The organism is Pedobacter humicola (assembly GCF_056490705.1).
In genome coordinates this window covers 222,713-241,192 of the sequence record NZ_JBWJIG010000010.1, presented here as the reverse complement: position 1 = coordinate 241,192, position 18,480 = coordinate 222,713, and the positions used below count along the sequence as shown (strand labels likewise).

The following is an 18,480-nucleotide window of genomic DNA, read 5'->3' as shown; positions in this document are numbered from 1 at the left end:
CACAAAAAAGCCCCGACAGATGTCGAGGCCTTTGCATTTCAAGCCCTCCAATTCAGGAGGGTTGGATGGGGTTTATTTCTTAGCTACCAATTTAACAGCCAATTCGAAGTTATCATCAATTGCTTTGTCGCCAATGCTATCGAAGAATGATTTCGAACCATATTTAATATCATATTTAGTTCTGTCAACAACGATTTTACCAGCTAAAGCCGAAGCAGTGCCATCTGCATTAATGGTTACCGTTGCAGGGAAGCTTAATGGTTTAGTAATACCTTTGATGGTTAAGTTACCGGTTACGGTTACGTTTGCGCCTGAACCAGCAACTTTAGTAATCACGAAAGTTGAAGTTGGGAATTTAGTAGTTCCGAAAAAATCGTCTGCTTTTAAGTGCCCTTCTAATTTAGCGCTGCCATCAGCATCTTTAATTGAAGTCATATCGATTACGAAAGTACCGCCAGTTACACTTTTACCGTTAACGGCTAAGCTACCTGATTGTAAAGCGATTGTTCCGTTATGAGAACCTGTTACTTTTTTACCAATCCAGGTAATGGTTGATTTTGCTGCATCTACAGTATAAGTTACTGGTTTGGTTGGGTTTTTAAAAGCTGACAATGCTACTACTGCCACTAATAAAAAAATTGAGCTAATTTTTAATTTCATTTTCTGGTTTTTTAAAATTTGATACAAATATAGATGAACTATCAATCTCTTGTTGTTGACCTATGGTAAGTTTTTTCAAAAATAATCGGATTTATTTAAAATCATTCTATGGACTATAGAATGATAGCAATGGTTTAATTGCTTTACTTTTTAAAAATATGTATTTGTCTTTGAGCTTCACAGCGTGATATATATCTTCTGAAAATATCACAATATTTATGGAATAATATTTTCCCGATCATCTTAAGAATATGAAAAAAATAACCATTCTCATCATCTGCACCACAATATTTAATCTCACAACATCTGCTCAAACGATATCGAGCAAAGAAAAACAGTTTTTAAAATGGTTTTTTACCGAAAATCTAAAAGTCAAAGACAAAAAAATATTTTACCTAGATCAGAATCCCACCGGTATTGCTGAGGAGCTCAAGAAATCTTTTGATACAGATACTTTAAAAGGCTTTAAATTTAACTCGCTAGTAAATGAGATAGTCTACACCAAAAAAGAGAAGGAATTTGTGCTTAATGAAATTGATAAAATAAAAAAGCAGATCCTGCCGGATCATATTCTGCCATTCACGAAATCGATCAGTCAGGATAGTTTGAACCAGTTATTTAAAGGTAAAGGCTGGGAAGATGTTTATAAAAAAGGCATTAAGGGCTATTATCAGTTTCACAAACCTATTTTTTTCAGAAACGGTACCTTCTGTATTTTTGAATATGGTTATAGTTGCGGTTTTTTATGTGGTTATGGAAGCACAAGTGTTTATAAAAAGACTGATGAGGGCTGGGAAGAATTTATACAGTCCAGCAATTGGGTAAGTTAATTACATTTATTTCCAAAAAAAAACTGCAAGCTTTATGAAACGAATTCATAAAACTTGCAGATAAACAGAATATGTTCGTGGCCACACGAACCTAGGCGGCGTTTTGAGGGGAATTATGGCGATGGAAAGAAAAACCTTAAACCCTTTACCTTTCTACGCTCAACCTTTAAGGTACGATCTCTTCTAAATAACTTTCAATCGGCGGACAAGCGCAGATTAATGCCCTATCGCCATGGCTATCGTTAACGCGACCAACTGAAGGCCAGAACTTGCGCTCTAACACATAAGGCAGTGGGAACGCAGCTGTTTGACGGCTATAAGCATGATCCCATTCGTTAGCAGTAATTACCGAAACGGTATGTGGGGCATTTTTTAATGGGTTATCAACTTTATCTAAAGTACCGTTTTCTACAGCGGTAATTTCGTTTTTAATTGCGATCAATGCATCACAGAAACGGTCTAACTCATGTTTAGGCTCCGATTCAGTTGGCTCCACCATTAAAGTACCTGCAACCGGGAATGAAACCGTTGGTGCATGGAAACCGTAATCCATTAAACGTTTGGCAATATCGGTCACTTCGATACCGAATGCTTTGAACGAACGGCAATCTAAAATCATCTCGTGTGCGCAACGACCCTGAGCGCCTGAATACAATACAGGATAGTGTTGCTCTAAACGCGCTTTCATATAGTTGGCGTTTAAAATCGCATATTTAGTAGCATTCGTTAAACCTTCAGCACCCATCATCGCAATATAAGCGTGAGAAATGATCAGGATGGAAGCGGAACCCCATGGTGCAGATGAAACTGCAGAAATTGATTTTCCTTTATCGATATCAACCACAGCATGACCAGGAAGATAAGGTACCAGGTGTTTAGCCACACCGATCGGACCCATGCCCGGACCACCACCACCGTGAGGGATACAGAATGTTTTGTGTAGGTTTAAGTGGCAAACATCGGCACCAATATTGGCCGGACTTGTTAATCCAACCTGTGCGTTCATGTTTGCACCATCCATGTAAACCTGTCCGCCGTTAGCGTGGATAGTTTCACAGATTTCGATGATGCTTTCTTCAAATACCCCATGTGTTGATGGATAAGTTACCATTAAACACGATAGGTTATCTTTATGCAATTCTGCTTTTGCTTTTAAATCTTCAACATCGATGTTACCATTCTCTAAAGATTTAACCACCACAATTTTCATGTCGGCCATTGCTGCAGAAGCAGGGTTTGTTCCGTGAGCAGAAGCAGGAATTAACGCCACGTTACGGTGGAAATCGCCTCTATCGTGATGATAAGCACGGATAACCATTAAACCTGCATACTCACCCTGGGCACCAGCATTTGGCTGTAAGCTCATGGCTGCAAAACCGGTAATTTCACTTAACCATTTATCCAGTTCGTTAAATACAGAATAGTAACCCAATACCTGATCGGCAGGTGCAAAAGGGTGTACGCGGCCAAAGTGAGACCAGGTAACCGGGATCATCTCTGCTGTTGCATTTAATTTCATGGTACAGCTACCTAAAGCAATCATCGAGTGGCAAAGCGATAAATCTTTTGCTTCTAAAGATTTGATATAACGCAACATTTCATGCTCTGAGTGGTGCGCGTTAAATATTGGATGCATTAAGTAAGCCGAAGTCCGTTGTAACGCAACCGGGATTACCGTTTGCACATTTTCTTCAACTTCAACCTGATCGGCAGCGATAGCTTTCACTTTAGCAAAGATTTTAGCGATTAAAGCAACATCTTCAAAAGTGCTGGTTTCATCAAACGAAATAGTAGCCACATTACCAACATAGTTTAAGTTGATTTCGTTGTCGATACATCCTGAGTGAATACCACCTTTTAAATCGCCTAAATCGAAACGGATAGTATCAAAATAAGCTGAGTTTAACTGCTCAAAACCTAAACCTTTTAAAGTAGATGCTAAACTGATAGCCAAACCATGGGTACGTTCTGCAATAGCCTTTAATCCTTTCGGACCGTGATAAGCAGCATAGAAACCAGCCATAATAGCCAACAATGCCTGTGCAGTACAGATGTTTGAGGTTGCTTTATCCCTGCGGATGTGCTGCTCGCGGGTTTGCAAAGCCATACGTAAAGCATAATCGCCATGGCTATCGATGGTTACACCAATAATACGGCCTGGAATGTTACGTTTATACTCTTCTTTCGTGGCAAAAAATGCAGCATGCGGTCCACCGAAGCCCATTGGTATACCCAAACGCTGTGTTGTACCCACCACTACATCAGCTCCCCACTCGCCCGGAGGCGTTAATAAGGTTAAGCTTAAAATATCTGCAGCTACCGTTAGTTTAATATTTTTGCTATGCAATTCAGCTGCAAAGTTTTTATAATCGAAAACTTCACCATTTCCTGCCGGATATTGAACAATTGCTCCGAAGAACTCTTCCGTAGCCACGAAATCTAAATGATTTCCGATAACCAGTTCGATGCCATATGGATTGGCACGTGTTTTTAAGATATCTATGGTTTGAGGAAAAACCAGTTCTGATACGAAGAACTTTTTAGCTGCCTGATTTTTACGCAAGCTGTATTGCATAAACATCGCTTCAGCAGCAGCTGTACCTTCATCCAATAAGGATGCATTGGCAATTTCCATTCCGGTTAAATCGATAACCATCGTTTGGAAATTTAACAAAGCCTGTAAACGGCCTTGAGCAATTTCCGCCTGATATGGTGTATATTGTGTGTACCATCCTGGGTTTTCAAATACGTTACGTAAAATTACACCTGGCGTAATGGTATCATAATAACCTTGACCGATAAAGCTTTTGAAAACTTTATTCAACAATGAAGTTTGTTTTAAAGCACCAAGATATTCAGTTTCTGATTTCGCTGCAGGCAAATTTAAAGGCTGTTTCAGCCTAATTGCTGTTGGTACAGTTTGTTCAATCAGCTCATCAATAGAATTTACGCCAACAGTCTGCAACATTTCGGCTGTATCTGCCTCATTTGGTGCAATATGACGATTTTGAAAATCTTCCTTGTAATGGATATTTAAGCTCATGCGGTATGAATAATAAATTTGCGTGCAAATGTAGCAAAAATGACGTTGTATTTCACTATCAATCAGTGTAAAAAAGGCGTCCTATTTACACTTAAAAGCGACAAAATTGGTAGATTTTATTCATAAGCAGAAAGACAAACGTTTGTTCAGTTTTGTTTAATTACCTGATCATTTGGATAGCCATTACTATTATAAAATTAAATTCGCAAACACGCTTAACTTCCATCTTTTTGTTGCCCCTATAGATGAGGCATGAACGACCTTGTCATGTAAAATAGAAGCTACTTAAGGCAAGTAAAAAATCCATTTTCATACATTTGAGATGCTTAAACCCACCATAGATTTATTTATGTCCACATCTACAAATAACGTTGCTCTTCTCGTTCATGCCTGCGATCGTTATGAATTTCTGTATAAAGGCTTTGATTATGCTTTTTCAGCAAACTGGGATTTTAACATCCCATGTAACTATTATTTCGCAACCGAAGAAAAAAAAGCAGAGGTAGAGGGCTTCAGGAACATCAGATCGGGTAAAGGTGAGTGGGCCGACCGTTTGGTAACGCTATTGACAAATTTAGAGGAAGAGTATGTACTCTATTTCCAGGAAGATATGTGGTTAAGCAAACCGGTGAATGCTAAATTCTTTTCAGCTTTGTTCGAACAAGCCGCCAAAAACAATTGGCAACAGGTAAAGCTCCACAGTGCCGATGTATACAAAACCAAAGAAACTACCAATTTTATTGAAGGATTTAATATCGCGGAGTTAGATAATGAAATATCGCAATTTCTTATGTCGCACCAGGTTACCCTTTGGAAAAAAGATTTCCTGCTTGCCCAGCTCCATAAAAAAGAACACCCCTGGAGAAACGAGCGCAAAGGCACACAAAGGTTAAAAAAATTAAACCCTCTAATCCTTCACGCCGACTGCTTTGCTGAAAATGGTGCAGCCGAAATTAACAACAATCAAAATCCATCGTTAAGAAGTGAATATTACGCCGTCTCATTTAACAGTACATTAAATTCAAATGCGCTTCGCTTTATCGGGCTGTTAGAATCAGGAAGTCAAGCTCAAAAAGACTATGCTGCAGAACTGCAAAACCATTACGACAATAACTTAACCCACGATGGGAAGGAAAGGCCTAAAAAGGTAGATGTATTTAAGAAACTCAAAACTTTTATTCAGAAAAGGGCCGGTAGATAATTGCTGGTTATTTTTTCTTCCTGAAAAGTACTGGTCGTTAGTAAATCTTTGATTGAGAAGGCAAATAATTTCTTGCGACCGGTAAAGCTGGGCCGCAAGAAATATATCAATATGCATTATTTGGTAAGTAGGTTATTCACCGCTACCACCAATTGATCTTTATCACTAGGGCGCGGGGCTTTCATGGTGTTCACATTTCCTTCTTTATCTATTAGAATATAGGTTGGAAAACTATTTATAGAAAATCTTCTTTCTATCATATTCTGCTGTAGCTCAGGTAAGCGGTAATGCACGGCATTTTCACCGGTTAAATGGTATTCATTAATAATATTTTTCCAGCTTTCTTCCGGTGATTGGTTTGCGAAATACATAAAAACAACATCTTTTCCTTTCAAGGCATCTTTAACAGATTGCACATACGGCATTTCTCCCTTACATGGGCCGCACCAGGTACCCCAAAAATCAACATAAATTACCTTTCCCCTATAGGGCTTAATTAACTCAGCAAACAGAGAATCCGCATTTTTTGCATTTTTTAAGTAATCAGTTCTTTTTAAGCTCTCAATATATTCAGGATCAACCTTCGACATATTTTGATAAGCAAGCTGCCGTTTTTCAATCTCATTCCGGTAGAAACCACTCTTCAAATTGACCATAAAATATTTAAAAGAAGTATCTGGCATCGAAGTATGGGTAGATTCAAAATATTGATAAAAATTTCGAGCTATAATGCCCTGCCTTAAATCTTCATTTGAAATGCTATTGGCAATTTTCACATCTGCATCAAGAGATTTTATGTGTAATTTTTTAATTGCATTGTCCCTAATCTGTTCCCTATACATCTGTCTTGTAGTTTCTGCCAGCTTACGTTTATCGGCAGTGAAGATTTTTAAGAGCCGGGTAGTTTTTAGTGAGTCTTTTGACCCTGTTCTATTTAGTTCGATCTGGTTCAATACAGCCTCTTTTTCTTTGGCCGAGAGCTTCATTTCACCTGAATCGATCATTTCAATAACAACATCGTCCCAATCAACTGAAACCTCATTATCTTTACGCAGATAGGCATAATAATCTCTGTTAAATGTAGAAAAGTCTCTAACCAAGGTAAAGGGTTTGGGTGGTGTATTTTTATATAAGCTATCATCTACAAACTTCATAAATGATTCAGGAAATTTCTCTTTTCCTTTTAAAGCAAATCTCTTCTGCATTAAATTCCATCCCAATTCGTATTTATAACCTTCTGATACGAAATATTTAAAACGGCAACTTGCATTCGGGTATCTTTTTAAATGGCTGTTCAGATAAGCAGTTCCATTATCATATTCTTTTTTGCTAATCGCTAAAAAAGTCAATACATCCGCTTTTCTTTTGGCGTCATAGTCACTCTGCTTAGCTTCTGAATATGGGCCATAATACTTGTAGTTAAGCAGTTCGTTATGAAAGCCTGCATTATCGCCCATCGCACTCCTTACCTGGGTATTGGCATCTTCATAGAAAAAATAATGTTCACCCGGCTCGATTACATCAATAGTCCCATTTCTTTCCCAATCTAAAAAAACCTGGGTAGTATTTAACAAAGGTATTTTCACCGTAAAAAATCCATTGCTATCCAGATCGCCATAGTAATTTACCTGTTCATCTTTCAGATGATCGGTAAAACCAACCGAAAAAGGTTTGTTATTGACTGGATTTCTTAAATACCCGGTAATAATTGCTGTATCCACCTTAGCAAAATGGCTATCTTTAAATGCAGAAGTATCTCCTGTTTTATTGGATTTAAATTCTTTTTTTAACAGATAAACTATATTTGTACCCTTGTCATCAACTAGCTGGGCAACGCTGTCATTTTTTGCTGTAAATTGGATATTTTTCTCTTTCTTATCATCAATAAGGGTAATTTTATAACTTTTTCCATTTTTTTCTATACTTCGATAAGGATAAATCTTTTGGTTATAGATGGCAAAGTCTTCGAAAAAACCATAGTGCCATACATTTGTAGCATCGTTTATCCAATTACCTAAAAATTGGTATACTAATGGGTTTTTAGCGATGGAAGTATAAATCACCGGCCCTTCCAAACTATTTACCCTTAATGCTTTGGCCAACTTGTGTACATAAACCATTCTACAGCTATCTTTATCTTTTAAGAGAAACCGCTCTTCTTTATCCATATAATTTCCGGCCCATGCGATATCCCATTCCTTATTTTGATAAAGCATTTTATGTTTAGTGGTGATGTAGAAACCGGAATGGGATGGTGTACTTATCCATTTGTTAAAATAGTAAGATGGGATTTGGCCTTTATTATAAACTTTAATATCAGGATCGGAAGCGCTCCATGTGCAGGAAATTTCTTTTTCCCATCTATTGAATTTCAATAGGGCTTTGCCTTTATCAGGTGCTTTAATTTCTAAAGTCAAAGGATTTTCACTTCCTGTGTTGAGCCATATTGTGCAGATTCCGTTACCGTTCTTAACACTGTCGACCATGTACATCCGATAGTTATACTCAACATAATTATCGCCAATTAAGGTCCCGTTCCAGTTGCCTACCTTTGTTACTTTGTAACTCCAAAAACCAAGAAGATTTTTGGGTACAATGGGTTTTGCATTGGCAGGAATTAAATAAAAAAAGAAAATGGAGGTGAGGAGCTGAGCTAGATTTTTCATGTTTATTATTTAGATTAGACTGATGAAGATATCAAGTTTTTAACCTAAAATTTCTTAAAAAATGTTAAAAATCAAGCAGTTCCGCTTTTTAAACTAAAACAAACGTTTGTTCTTTTTTTAAACCTCATCATGAGGAAAGGAATGACTGTGCTAAATTCAGTCTGCTTCCGCTATCCCCAGCAATCTTCTGGTTGTTCTTCGCTACGCCCAGCACCATAGCCAAAAGGATTTTCGCGTCCATCGGGTTTAAAAACAACGGTAACAGTAATAAACACGGGTTGCAGGGCGCAATAGGTATACGTTTTGGTCTTTCAGTTTTGATCTTCTACTCTACTTCTGCACCTTCCAGCCCTCATCTTTACTCAACTTTAACTTATAGGTTTTCGTGATGAAGTTGCTGTTTTTATTCGCGTCCTTATCAAAAGGTTCAAAATCAGTAGTCGTCATTTTTAGTGATACGGTAACCTTTGCCGTGCTTGAGTTTACCTGTGCAAAATCAACAGGTTTTTCATCTGATAACACATATTCTACAACTTTCACGGTAGCTTTATCACCATCCTGCTTCAACACTAACGGACTTGCCTTATCAGTTAAAGTAATCTGATAAACATAGCTGCTATCTTTCGATAAGAATTTTTTCTTTGCTTCTTTCAAACTTAACGAAACCAAACCTTTACTCGCCAAAGATTTATATTTCCCCAGCTCGAACATATCGTTTGTACTGTTGAATTTCATCTCCCCAAATTTAAAGCGGGTGGTTTTATACTCAGGATTGGCTTTTAAATAATCAGTGATTACCTCTGCAGCCTCATCCTGGTTGATGGTGGTTTTGGTTTTACATGCCGCTAAGCCAACGATGATTAAGGATAGGATATAAATGGTAAGTTTTCTCATGTGTATATGCTTTATGCTTTTTAAAGATATTTATTTTTTTTGTAAGTCGGAGGTCCGAAAGTCAGAAGATTATTTATCGCAAATTTAACCTTACACCCTCAACCTTTCTACCCTCTACCTCTTTTCAAATATTTTAAATTCGGTAAAATCATTGCTGATAGAATCACTACAACCCCAACCCACCTTAAAAACGATACTTGTTCTTGTAATACAAAACCAGCCATCATTACGGCCACAGGCAATTCTGCGGCACTTAATATCGAACTCACGGCTGTTCCAATCCTGGGTACTCCCTCCGCAAAAAATAAAGGCGGAATAACCGTACCGAAAACGGAGATGATCAATCCCCATTTTAATAAACTTCCGCCCAAAGCACCATTAAACAAAAATGTTGGTGGGAAAATAATGAAGATCAATATACAGGCGCCGGTTATCATCAAAGCGCTTTTTTGTAACGCCGGGTATTCAGTACCAATTCTGCCGCTGAGTAATAAGAAACCAGCATAACAGATAGCCGCCAGTAAGCCAAAACCAATCCCCTTCAAATTCATGCTTCCGATGCTCGTTTCTAGCATTCCACTGGCCAAAACCGTCCCACCTAAAACCAATACGATAGCTAAAAGCTGTAGACCTGTGGGTTTCTTTTTAAAAATGAGATACTCCATTAAAATACTCATCCAGATAAACTGCATCAACAGAATAATAGCAACCGAGTTGGGCACAAGTTTTACACATTGATAGTAAAAAATGCTGACCAAACCCGTACACGTTCCTGCCAGTAGCATCTTCCACCAGGGTGTTTTAATGGCAATTGCCTTGGCTTTGTAACCTGCGGTTCTGCTCTGGAAGAAAAATAACATCCATAAAATTACCGCTCCGAAGAAAGCCTGCGCACCTGTTACATCACCTAAAGTATAACCTTCATGATAGGCCAGTTTAACAAAAGTAGAAAGGATACCAAAACTACAGGCACCAAAAAAAACAAGGAGAATTCCTTTTAACATGTATAAATTACCAGGTGTAGTATCAAGTATGAACTATCTAGATTGGCTAAACTCAGGTTACGCCAATTGTTGTAAATATTTCTGAACGGTGGTTTCCAAACCTAAATAAAGTGCGTCGCTAATGAGCGCATGGCCAATGGAAACTTCTAATAAACCTGGTATACTCTGTGCAAAATAGTGCAGGTTATGCAAATCGAGGTCGTGCCCGGCATTAATTCCCAAACCTAAAGTATTGGCATGATGTGCTGCCGCAATATAACTTACAATCGCCTTTTCGCGATCGGCGTAATAATTATGTGCATAAGCTTCAGTGTACAGCTCAATCCGGTCTGTTCCAGTTTCTACGGCACCTTCAACCATCTTTACCAATGGATCTACAAAAATAGAAACACGGATGCCTTCCTTTTGAAAAACGGCCACCATTTCTTTCAGGTAATCTTTATGTTTGATGGTATCCCAGCCGTGGTTAGAAGTAATCTGTCCTTCGGCATCTGGCACCAAAGTAACCTGTGCAGGTTTGTTGGCTAAAACCAGGTCGACAAATTTATCTTCCCTACAATTGCCCTCAATATTAAATTCTGTAGCAATAACAGCCTTTAAATCGTAAACATCCTGGTAGCGGATATGGCGCTCATCAGGGCGTGGATGCACGGTAATTCCCTGTGCACCAAATCGTTCGCAGTCTAATGCAACCTTAACTAAATCAGGATTATTACCTCCGCGACTGTTGCGAAGCGTAGCAATTTTATTGATATTAACCGATAACTTTGTCATAAAGCAAAGATAAGGCTTTGCCTCTGTTAATCTTAAACCTTCAAAAAATTTGACTTTTTTTTGCTCATATTTGCTTCTTATAAATGAACTTAAAAGATACAACCCTATATAAATTCCTGATCGTTTTACTCGCAATTGCAAGTATACCAGCACTTTTTGGCGGCGTAATGGAACCTGATGGAGCATTATATGCCTCCATGTCTAAAAACATCATCCTGTTTAAAGATTGGTTTAATCTTTATGGTCGCGGGGCAGATTGGCTGGACAAACCACACCTCACCTTCTGGATCTCGGCAGCATCCTTTAAAATTTTCGGCATGTCATCCTTTGCCTATAAACTGCCTTCATTTTTATTCGGTTTATTAGGTGCAGGCTATCTATACAGATTAGCTAAGGATATATACGATGAGAAAACCGGACTGATCAGTGCAGTAATTTTTCTGAGTGCCCTACATATTATCACTTCTACATTCGATGTTCGGGCCGAAATTTACATCACCACTTTTACACTGGCATCTATTTTCCATTATTATAAGGCACACCAAAATTCTTTTTGGCACCTGGTGGCAGGCTCATTTTTTGCTGCCTGCGCGATACTGATTAAAGGCATTTTTGTACTGATCCCTGTATTTGCGGGTTTCATAATTTATTGGTTGTTTACGAAACAATACCAACAATTGATCAAACCCAAATGGTATGTTGCCATTCTTTTGATTTTTGTTTTTATCACACCCGAACTGTATTCGCTTTACACGCAATTCGATCTGCATCCTGAAAAAATTGTTTTCGAGAGAACAGGTGTTTCGGGTTTAAAATTTTTCTTCTGGGACAGTCAGTTTGGGCGTTTTTTTAATAATGGGCCTATTAAAGGGAAAGGCGATATCTCCTTTTTCCTGCATACTACCCTTTGGGCATTTCTGCCCTGGTCTGTATTGTTCTATACCGCAGTCATAAACCTGTTTAAAAGAAGAAATAGAATTTCTTTGGCACCAGAAAGCATTATGATCTGGGCAAGTGCCGCCGTTACTTTTCTGATCTTTTCACTTTCCAAATTTCAGCTGCCGCATTATATCCTGATTATTTTTCCCCAGTTCTCGATCATCACAGCGCTTTATTTAAGGAAACTTAGCAGCAAGGGTATAAAAACCTTCTTCCTCATCCAGAATATCATTTTCATTTTGGTTATTGCCTTACTTTCTGCCCTGGCTTATTTCTTTGGTTTTGAAAATCCTTATTTAATTATTGGTATACTGATTGTTGTTCTTGCCTTTGCATTCTTGTTATTTAAAGGCGTTTTGCTAGAAACCATCATTGCCAGAAGTGCCTTTTTATCAATTGGATTAATGATATTTCTCTTTGTCTTTTTCTATCCTGCCCTTTTAAAATATCAATCGGGCATGCAGGCGGGAAATTGGTTGAAGCAAAATTATCCTACAGCCAAACCTGCAGTATTAAATTATATCGATGCGTTCTCTTTTGATTTTTATGCGCCGGGAGAAGTAAAATATTTGCATAATTATAACGATCTAGACCAATCAAAGCACCTAAAAGATTTGGTTGTTTATATTCCTGAGCAAGAACTTGCTAAACTAAAAAGCGAATATCACGCTGAAATCCTAAAATCGTTTGAATATTTTCACACCACTAAGCTAACAGGTAAATTTTTGAATGCGAAAACCCGCCCTCAGGTTTTAGAGCACTTTTATTTGGTTAAAATACATTAACATGGATTTATTCTTTCGCATCTTAAAGTTTGGATTAACAGGTTTCCTTGGCATGGCGATCGATTTCGGTGCCACCTGGTTGTGCAAGGAGAAGATTAAAATGAACAAATACATTGCAAATGCGATCGGCTTTACACTTGCGGTGACCAATAATTACCTGATCAACCGTGTGTGGACATTCGAAAGCACCAATACCCACTGGGCAACCGAATTCAGCAAGTTTTTAGTGGTAAGTTTAATTGGCTTGGGACTGAATACTTTTATCATTTATCTTTTTCATCAAAGGAAAAACGGAACCAATTTTTATGTAGCTAAATTTTTTGCAATTGTAATTGTTTTTGTTTGGAATTTCCTCGCAAATATGCTGTTTACGTTTAGGTAAGAGATTCTGGATTAGTTACTCATGATTATAATTTCAGAATAGATCCTGACCACGAAGTAGCTATTAGGTCATTAAAAACACTAAAGATGACTAATAAAACAAGTTCAGGATGACGACAAATTTAAACAACTTGTTAAGGCAATTCGCCCGGCCCAATGCACCAATGACGAGTGAACTAATAAACTATTTAAGTAACGTTTTTGCCGATAACATAGAATACAACAAGCCATATTAATCCTTTAATCAGGAAGAATAAAAACCCAATCAGGCCCACCCGCTTAAACCATAATTTTACTTTTTCTTTGTTCATTGGACGATGATGGTAAAGATAATGGATTTACATTAAATTAGAAAGATTTTAAATAAGGAAACAATAGATTCTTAAATAATCTGCTAAAGGTTTAGTTAATCGAAAGATTTCTGTAAATTCAATTATCTTAATCTAAAGCTTATGAAAAAATTATTGTTCCTGTTATTGACTGTGTGCACCGCTTCATTATCAGCAATCGCATCTCAACCACAATCCATCTCAAAAACCTCTTTATCACGATTATCCGCTACTGATTCTACAAAAAAGATGAGTGCGAAAGAATGGAAAGATGTAGAGAAACAATTAAAAAGCGCCATGCCTAAACAAATGGCCGCTACGATGCTCAAACAGTTGAAGGAGGCCGAAAAAATGGGCAAATCTACTTCGGTCGGCGATCAAAAAGCCTTAACCAATATGATGATGAAGAGCTTAAACGACAATGCTGACCAAATGAATTACGAGATCGAAAAAAAAGAAATCATCGACGATTTTAAACAGGAAGAATTCGACAGTAGTGCAGAAAAAAGAGAAGCCAGAAAAGAAATGCGACAAGAACTGCGTGAACTAAAAAAAGAGTACAAAAAAGACCAGAAGGAAAAAAAGAAAGATAAAAAAACAGAAAACCTTCATTTCATTTAATTAGGAACACGTTAATACAACTGCATCCCGCTTCATGAAATCTAAATTATTGCTTTTATTGCTGCTGATATCCAAAATCGGTTTTGCTCAAAATTTCGATAATATCAAACGTTATAAAGTGAATTTTGCCGTTGCAACCCATGCCAGTGAAAAGCTGTTGGCGTGGAGAAGCTTTTCTGCGGATAATCAAAAGTATCTGTTACTGGTGAATCCTGAAACTTTAGATACCAAAGTAGATCTGGCGGGCAACTATACCACAAGCAGTCTGCAATATTCAAACGTATTGGCGATTTTCAAAAATACAGTCTATATTAAGTCGATAGAAGCAGCTGCAGCCAAAGATTTACAGCTTCAAAATGCAGGCATCGATCATGCCATTCCGAATGAAAAGGGAATTACTTTAACCATCGATCTTTGTCCCTCGCATAAAACTTTAGACAGGGTTATTTTTCAATCTGTTTTTGACGAATTTAAAAAGATAGAACAGCCTGCTCCGTTAGCCGTTTCTGTTTCTGGCAAATGGATGTTGAAACATCAGGATGACCTGAACTGGTTGAAAAGTTTAGTAGAGAAAAAGGAACTGGATATTACCTGGGTAAACCATACCTACAACCATGAAGTAAATAAACTGCCTTTAGCCGAAAATTTTTTACTTGCTCCCGGAACCGATTTAGATGTAGAGGTATTGGAGAACGAAAAGCTCATGCTTAAAAACGGCTTAACGCCCTCTGTATTTTTCCGTTTCCCAGGATTAGTGTCTGATAAGGCCATTGTTGAAAAAATTGAAGCCTATGGATTAATCCCGGTGGGAAGCGATGCATGGCTGGCCAAAGGCCAACAGCCCAATGCTGGTAGTATCGTATTGATCCACGGCAATGGCAATGAAGAAATTGGGGTGAAAGATTTTATCCAGTTATTAAAAACCCGGCAAGCCGATGTAAAAAGTAAACAATGGCTGCTTTTCGATTTAAGACAAGGTTTGGAGAAGGAATTTGAATAACCTATCACGCTTTTAACCGCAAAGCGCACAAAGACAAGACGCAAAGCGCGCAAAGCAGAATGTATAACTAATCAAGCTTTGCGCTCTTCACGAAAAATTTTTCTTCCTTTGCGGTAAAACTATTTTTTAACTGGCAACAATTTGATCGAAGTTGCCTTAAAACGGTTGTTTACAATTTCGCCGCTAACCTCTGCTTTGCTTACTGCATTGCAAAAACCATGTTCGCCATGTGCATCACCAAAATCGTCGATGTTTTTTCCATCAACAAAATAAGCTTTGCCATCTATCTTTACCGCTAATTCGCAATCTTTACCCTTCATTTTAAACTGGCATTCGCCACAGGCAATATCGACAACCTTATTGCTAAGCACTTTTGCCGTTGCTGCTTTTTGAGGTGTGGTTTGGGCATTTACAGCAATAGTAAATAAACCAAGAACCAAAGCAAATATTAACTTTTTCATTGTGTTTTCTTTTTTCAAATGTAAGTTTTCAAGAACAAAAGAACCGCAATTCTTTGTAAACTAAACCTGATGAAAACGAACATCCCGATTTTTATCGGGATAAAGTGGACAGCAGGACTGAAACCTCCGAAGAACCACTACACTAACGTTTTCTAAAAAATAAAAAATTCATCTAACTTTTAGGGATACTCCGTCATTCGGGCAATCTCCAATAAATCGGAGGAAATAAAAAAGGGATGTGCAATTTGCACATCCCTCTTATGTTATGAATCTTTAGCTAACTGTTAACCAAAAACTGCAAACTGAACTAGTATCTGTAAGTATCTGCTTTGAAAGGACCTTCTACCGGCACACCGATATAATCGGCCTGGTGTTGATCTAAAACATCTAACTCTACACCGATTTTCTCCAAGTGCAAACGGGCAACTTTTTCGTCTAAATGTTTAGGCAAAGTATAAACTTTGTTTTCGTAAGCACCTGTGTTTGTCCAAAGTTCCAATTGCGCCAAAGTTTGGTTGGTGAATGAGTTACTCATTACAAAACTTGGGTGACCAGTTGCGCAACCTAAGTTAACCAAACGACCTTCGGCCAGGATGATTACATCTTTACCATCAATGGTATATTTATCAACCTGTGGTTTAATTTCCACTTTCGTATCGCCATAAGCGCCGTTTAACCAGGCCATATCGATTTCGTTATCGAAGTGGCCGATGTTACAAACAATCGCTTTATCTTTTAATGCTCTGAAATGTTGTTCGCGAACGATATCACAGTTACCAGTTGTGGTTACCACGATATCTGCTTCTTTAATTGCAGTAGCCAGTTTTTTAACTTCATAACCTTCCATTGCAGCCTGTAAAGCACAGATCGGGTCAATTTCGGTCACAATAACACGTACACCCTGTGAGCTTAATGATTCTGCAGAACCTTTACCTACATCACCATAACCACAAACAACAGCTACTTTTCCAGCCATCATGACATCGGTAGCACGACGGATCGCATCTACTAACGACTCACGACATCCGTATTTGTTATCAAATTTAGATTTGGTAACCGAATCGTTCACGTTAATTGCAGGTAAGTGCAATGTTCCGTTTTTCATTCTTTCGTATAAACGGTGTACACCAGTGGTGGTTTCTTCTGACAAACCTTTAATAGCTGCAATCAGCTCAGGGTATTTATCAAAAACCATGTTGGTTAAATCGCCACCATCATCCAAAATCATGTTTAATGGTTGTTGCTCCGGACCGAAGTGTAAAGTTTGCTCAATACACCAGTCGAATTCTTCTTCGTTTAAACCTTTCCAGGCATAAACCTGAATACCAGCAGCAGCAATTGCAGCCGCAGCATGATCCTGAGTAGAAAAAATATTGCAAGATGACCAGGTAACTTCAGCACCAAGGGCCACCAATGTTTCAATTAAAACAGCCGTTTGGATGGTCATGTGCAGACAGCCTGCAATACGTGCACCTTTTAACGGTTGTGTTGGACCGAATTCTTTACGTAAACTCATTAAACCTGGCATTTCTGCTTCGGCTAATTCGATTTCTTTACGGCCCCATTCTGCCAGTGAAATGTCCTTAACTTTGTAAGGAATATAAGAAGTCTCTACTGATGACATAATTATTTGTTTTTAAATGAAATGCAAAGTTACGGCATAGCTTTGTCAAAGCCAAATAATTAAAAGCACTAGGTAATTTATTGAATGTAAAATAACTAGCTGATTTTTCACAACAAAACATCCATACCTAATGCCTTAACTATCTTTTGGACAGCAAAGCCCAGTAGTTCTTCGGTTGGGTTCCCTCCTGCCATCCACTACGGGCCCGATTTTCAATCGGGAGCTGAACTTCCTGTTTAAAGTAATGAGATCCTTTGATAGAATTCCAAAGAAGTTAAGTTTAATATGACCAGGCGTATATTAACTTGACTTCTTTCAAACACCTTTAATCATCAAAAATAAAACTTTGATTTACAGCTAATTATTTCTTAAATTGTTGTAACCAAATAGAACTTTATGAAAAGCGTAAAACAATTGTTAGATACCAAACAGGTACGGATTATCTCGGTATCAGAAAATATTTCTGTTTTAGATGCCTTAAAAGTAATGACAGAAAAAAACATCAGCGCAGTATTGGTCATGGAAAACAATACGCTCCATGGCATTTTTACAGAGCGGGATTATGCGCGAAAAATCATCCTTCAGGGCAAATCGTCAAAAGATACCTTAATTAAGGAGGCCATGACCGCCAAACCGATCACGATTAATTTAAGCGATACGATCGACTATTGCATGGAACTGATGACTGACCAACACATCCGACATTTACCGGTTGTAGAAAACGGGGAAGTAAAAGGAATGGTTTCGATCGGTGATGTGGTAAAGTTTATCATTGCCGATCAAAAACAGACCATTTCGCAATTAGAAAGCTATATTAGTGGATAATGGTGATATAGATTGTATTGGTTGGTGAGTCGCCAACCATTAAGAAGTGATGCCTAAGCTTTCACCGCTACTTTGTCTTCTATTTTACCGGATTGGTGCATTTCCAGCTTACCGTTGTACTGTGCGCCCATTTCAATTTCAATGGCTTCTGTTTTAATGTCGCCATTAACCTTGTCCGTCTTTTTTATTTCCAGATTCTGGCTTTTTACATTACCGTTAACCGTTCCATAAATAATGGCTGAAGCGGTTTGGATATCACCCTTGATCATCCCTTTTTCACCTAAAACAATACCACCTTCCACATTTACATTTCCGATTACAGTACCATCGATCCTGACTACTGCTTTTCCTTTTAATTCGCCGGTTATTGTAAATCCGAGGCCAATAATGGTAGAAATTTCCTGTTGGTTTAAGTCTTTAATTGGGTTGTTTTTCTTGAACAT

The 18,480-nt window shown here is 38.0% G+C and carries 16 protein-coding genes; 7 read left to right on the top strand and 9 right to left on the bottom strand.

Annotated elements, in window-relative coordinates; genetic code table 11:
• Nucleotides 1–72: 72 nt before the first annotated feature.
• Nucleotides 73–660, bottom strand: coding sequence for a YceI family protein (locus AC04Q1_RS16870; RefSeq protein WP_478365747.1), 588 nt, complete (start codon nucleotides 658–660; stop codon nucleotides 73–75).
• Nucleotides 661–911: 251 nt separating this feature from the next.
• On the opposite strand from AC04Q1_RS16870, the gene AC04Q1_RS16865 reads away from it, so the two are divergent.
• On the top strand, nucleotides 912–1,490 hold the full coding sequence (locus tag AC04Q1_RS16865; RefSeq protein ID WP_478365746.1) for a hypothetical protein: 579 nt from the start codon (nucleotides 912–914) through the stop codon (nucleotides 1,488–1,490).
• A 166-nt stretch (nucleotides 1,491–1,656) separates the two neighbouring features.
• Here the strand turns inward: AC04Q1_RS16865 and gcvP are convergent, their stop codons facing one another.
• Entirely contained in the window at nucleotides 1,657–4,533 is a 2,877-nt protein-coding gene (gcvP, locus tag AC04Q1_RS16860) for an aminomethyl-transferring glycine dehydrogenase (protein WP_478365745.1), read from the bottom strand.
• Between the two features lie 349 nt (nucleotides 4,534–4,882).
• Between gcvP and AC04Q1_RS16855 the strand changes: the two genes are divergently transcribed.
• Nucleotides 4,883–5,734 (top strand): hypothetical protein, encoded by an 852-nt coding sequence (locus tag AC04Q1_RS16855; RefSeq protein WP_478365744.1) that lies wholly within the window; start codon nucleotides 4,883–4,885, stop codon nucleotides 5,732–5,734.
• Between the two features lie 116 nt (nucleotides 5,735–5,850).
• Here AC04Q1_RS16855 and AC04Q1_RS16850 read toward each other — a convergent pair whose 3' ends face one another.
• The 4 genes from AC04Q1_RS16850 to AC04Q1_RS16835 all read right to left on the bottom strand — a co-directional run bounded on the left by AC04Q1_RS16850 (nucleotide 5,851) and on the right by AC04Q1_RS16835 (nucleotide 11,072).
• Nucleotides 5,851–8,400 (bottom strand): TlpA family protein disulfide reductase, encoded by a 2,550-nt coding sequence (locus AC04Q1_RS16850; protein WP_478365743.1) that lies wholly within the window; start codon nucleotides 8,398–8,400, stop codon nucleotides 5,851–5,853.
• 330 nt (nucleotides 8,401–8,730) lie between these two features.
• Complete coding sequence (locus AC04Q1_RS16845; RefSeq protein ID WP_478365742.1) at nucleotides 8,731–9,294, bottom strand: hypothetical protein; 564 nt, start codon at nucleotides 9,292–9,294, stop codon at nucleotides 8,731–8,733.
• 107 nt (nucleotides 9,295–9,401) lie between these two features.
• Entirely contained in the window at nucleotides 9,402–10,298 is an 897-nt protein-coding gene (locus tag AC04Q1_RS16840; RefSeq protein ID WP_478365741.1) for an EamA family transporter, read from the bottom strand.
• 57 nt (nucleotides 10,299–10,355) lie between these two features.
• Nucleotides 10,356–11,072, bottom strand: a complete 717-nt coding sequence (locus AC04Q1_RS16835; RefSeq protein WP_478365740.1) for a pyridoxine 5'-phosphate synthase — start codon at nucleotides 11,070–11,072, stop codon at nucleotides 10,356–10,358.
• Between the two features lie 83 nt (nucleotides 11,073–11,155).
• Here AC04Q1_RS16835 and AC04Q1_RS16830 point away from each other — a divergent pair, with 83 nt between their 5' ends.
• The 4 genes from AC04Q1_RS16830 (at nucleotide 11,156) to AC04Q1_RS16815 (ending at nucleotide 15,127) form a co-directional block, all read left to right on the top strand.
• Complete coding sequence (locus AC04Q1_RS16830; RefSeq protein WP_478365739.1) at nucleotides 11,156–12,796, top strand: ArnT family glycosyltransferase; 1,641 nt, start codon at nucleotides 11,156–11,158, stop codon at nucleotides 12,794–12,796.
• Between the two features lies 1 nt (nucleotide 12,797).
• A complete protein-coding gene (locus AC04Q1_RS16825) occupies nucleotides 12,798–13,178 on the top strand; it encodes a GtrA family protein (RefSeq protein ID WP_478365738.1) in 381 nt (126 codons plus the stop codon).
• A 451-nt stretch (nucleotides 13,179–13,629) separates the two neighbouring features.
• The gene (locus tag AC04Q1_RS16820; RefSeq protein WP_478365737.1) at nucleotides 13,630–14,127 is read left to right on the top strand and encodes a hypothetical protein; all 498 of its coding nucleotides are present in this window, start codon (nucleotides 13,630–13,632) and stop codon (nucleotides 14,125–14,127) included.
• A 34-nt stretch (nucleotides 14,128–14,161) separates the two neighbouring features.
• Complete coding sequence (locus tag AC04Q1_RS16815) at nucleotides 14,162–15,127, top strand: polysaccharide deacetylase family protein (protein WP_478365736.1); 966 nt, start codon at nucleotides 14,162–14,164, stop codon at nucleotides 15,125–15,127.
• 119 nt (nucleotides 15,128–15,246) lie between these two features.
• On the opposite strand, the gene AC04Q1_RS16810 is transcribed toward AC04Q1_RS16815, so the two are convergent.
• Both AC04Q1_RS16810 and ahcY read right to left on the bottom strand, forming a co-directional pair.
• Nucleotides 15,247–15,588 (bottom strand): DUF6370 family protein, encoded by a 342-nt coding sequence (locus AC04Q1_RS16810; RefSeq protein ID WP_478365735.1) that lies wholly within the window; start codon nucleotides 15,586–15,588, stop codon nucleotides 15,247–15,249.
• A gap of 307 nt (nucleotides 15,589–15,895) precedes the next feature.
• Complete coding sequence (gene ahcY, locus AC04Q1_RS16805; protein ID WP_478365734.1) at nucleotides 15,896–17,212, bottom strand: adenosylhomocysteinase; 1,317 nt, start codon at nucleotides 17,210–17,212, stop codon at nucleotides 15,896–15,898.
• Nucleotides 17,213–17,608: 396 nt separating this feature from the next.
• Between ahcY and AC04Q1_RS16800 the strand changes: the two genes are divergently transcribed.
• Complete coding sequence (locus tag AC04Q1_RS16800) at nucleotides 17,609–18,037, top strand: CBS domain-containing protein (protein ID WP_478365733.1); 429 nt, start codon at nucleotides 17,609–17,611, stop codon at nucleotides 18,035–18,037.
• Nucleotides 18,038–18,090: 53 nt separating this feature from the next.
• On the opposite strand, the gene AC04Q1_RS16795 is transcribed toward AC04Q1_RS16800, so the two are convergent.
• Complete coding sequence (locus AC04Q1_RS16795) at nucleotides 18,091–18,480, bottom strand: bactofilin family protein (protein ID WP_478365732.1); 390 nt, start codon at nucleotides 18,478–18,480, stop codon at nucleotides 18,091–18,093.

Bases quoted from the DNA above. Each gene is read 5' to 3' on its own strand.
- AC04Q1_RS16870 (WP_478365747.1), bottom strand. From the start codon at position 660: ATGAAATTAAAAATTAGCTCAATTTTTTTATTAGTGGCAGTAGTAGCA.
- AC04Q1_RS16865 (WP_478365746.1), top strand. From the start codon at position 912: ATGAAAAAAATAACCATTCTCATCATCTGCACCACAATATTTAATCTC.
- gcvP (WP_478365745.1), bottom strand. From the start codon at position 4,533: ATGAGCTTAAATATCCATTACAAGGAAGATTTTCAAAATCGTCATATT.
- AC04Q1_RS16855 (WP_478365744.1), top strand. From the start codon at position 4,883: ATGTCCACATCTACAAATAACGTTGCTCTTCTCGTTCATGCCTGCGAT.
- AC04Q1_RS16850 (WP_478365743.1), bottom strand. From the start codon at position 8,400: ATGAAAAATCTAGCTCAGCTCCTCACCTCCATTTTCTTTTTTTATTTA.
- AC04Q1_RS16845 (WP_478365742.1), bottom strand. From the start codon at position 9,294: ATGAGAAAACTTACCATTTATATCCTATCCTTAATCATCGTTGGCTTA.
- AC04Q1_RS16840 (WP_478365741.1), bottom strand. From the start codon at position 10,298: ATGTTAAAAGGAATTCTCCTTGTTTTTTTTGGTGCCTGTAGTTTTGGT.
- AC04Q1_RS16835 (WP_478365740.1), bottom strand. From the start codon at position 11,072: ATGACAAAGTTATCGGTTAATATCAATAAAATTGCTACGCTTCGCAAC.
- AC04Q1_RS16830 (WP_478365739.1), top strand. From the start codon at position 11,156: ATGAACTTAAAAGATACAACCCTATATAAATTCCTGATCGTTTTACTC.
- AC04Q1_RS16825 (WP_478365738.1), top strand. From the start codon at position 12,798: ATGGATTTATTCTTTCGCATCTTAAAGTTTGGATTAACAGGTTTCCTT.
- AC04Q1_RS16820 (WP_478365737.1), top strand. From the start codon at position 13,630: ATGAAAAAATTATTGTTCCTGTTATTGACTGTGTGCACCGCTTCATTA.
- AC04Q1_RS16815 (WP_478365736.1), top strand. From the start codon at position 14,162: ATGAAATCTAAATTATTGCTTTTATTGCTGCTGATATCCAAAATCGGT.
- AC04Q1_RS16810 (WP_478365735.1), bottom strand. From the start codon at position 15,588: ATGAAAAAGTTAATATTTGCTTTGGTTCTTGGTTTATTTACTATTGCT.
- ahcY (WP_478365734.1), bottom strand. From the start codon at position 17,212: ATGTCATCAGTAGAGACTTCTTATATTCCTTACAAAGTTAAGGACATT.
- AC04Q1_RS16800 (WP_478365733.1), top strand. From the start codon at position 17,609: ATGAAAAGCGTAAAACAATTGTTAGATACCAAACAGGTACGGATTATC.
- AC04Q1_RS16795 (WP_478365732.1), bottom strand. From the start codon at position 18,480: ATGTTCAAGAAAAACAACCCAATTAAAGACTTAAACCAACAGGAAATT.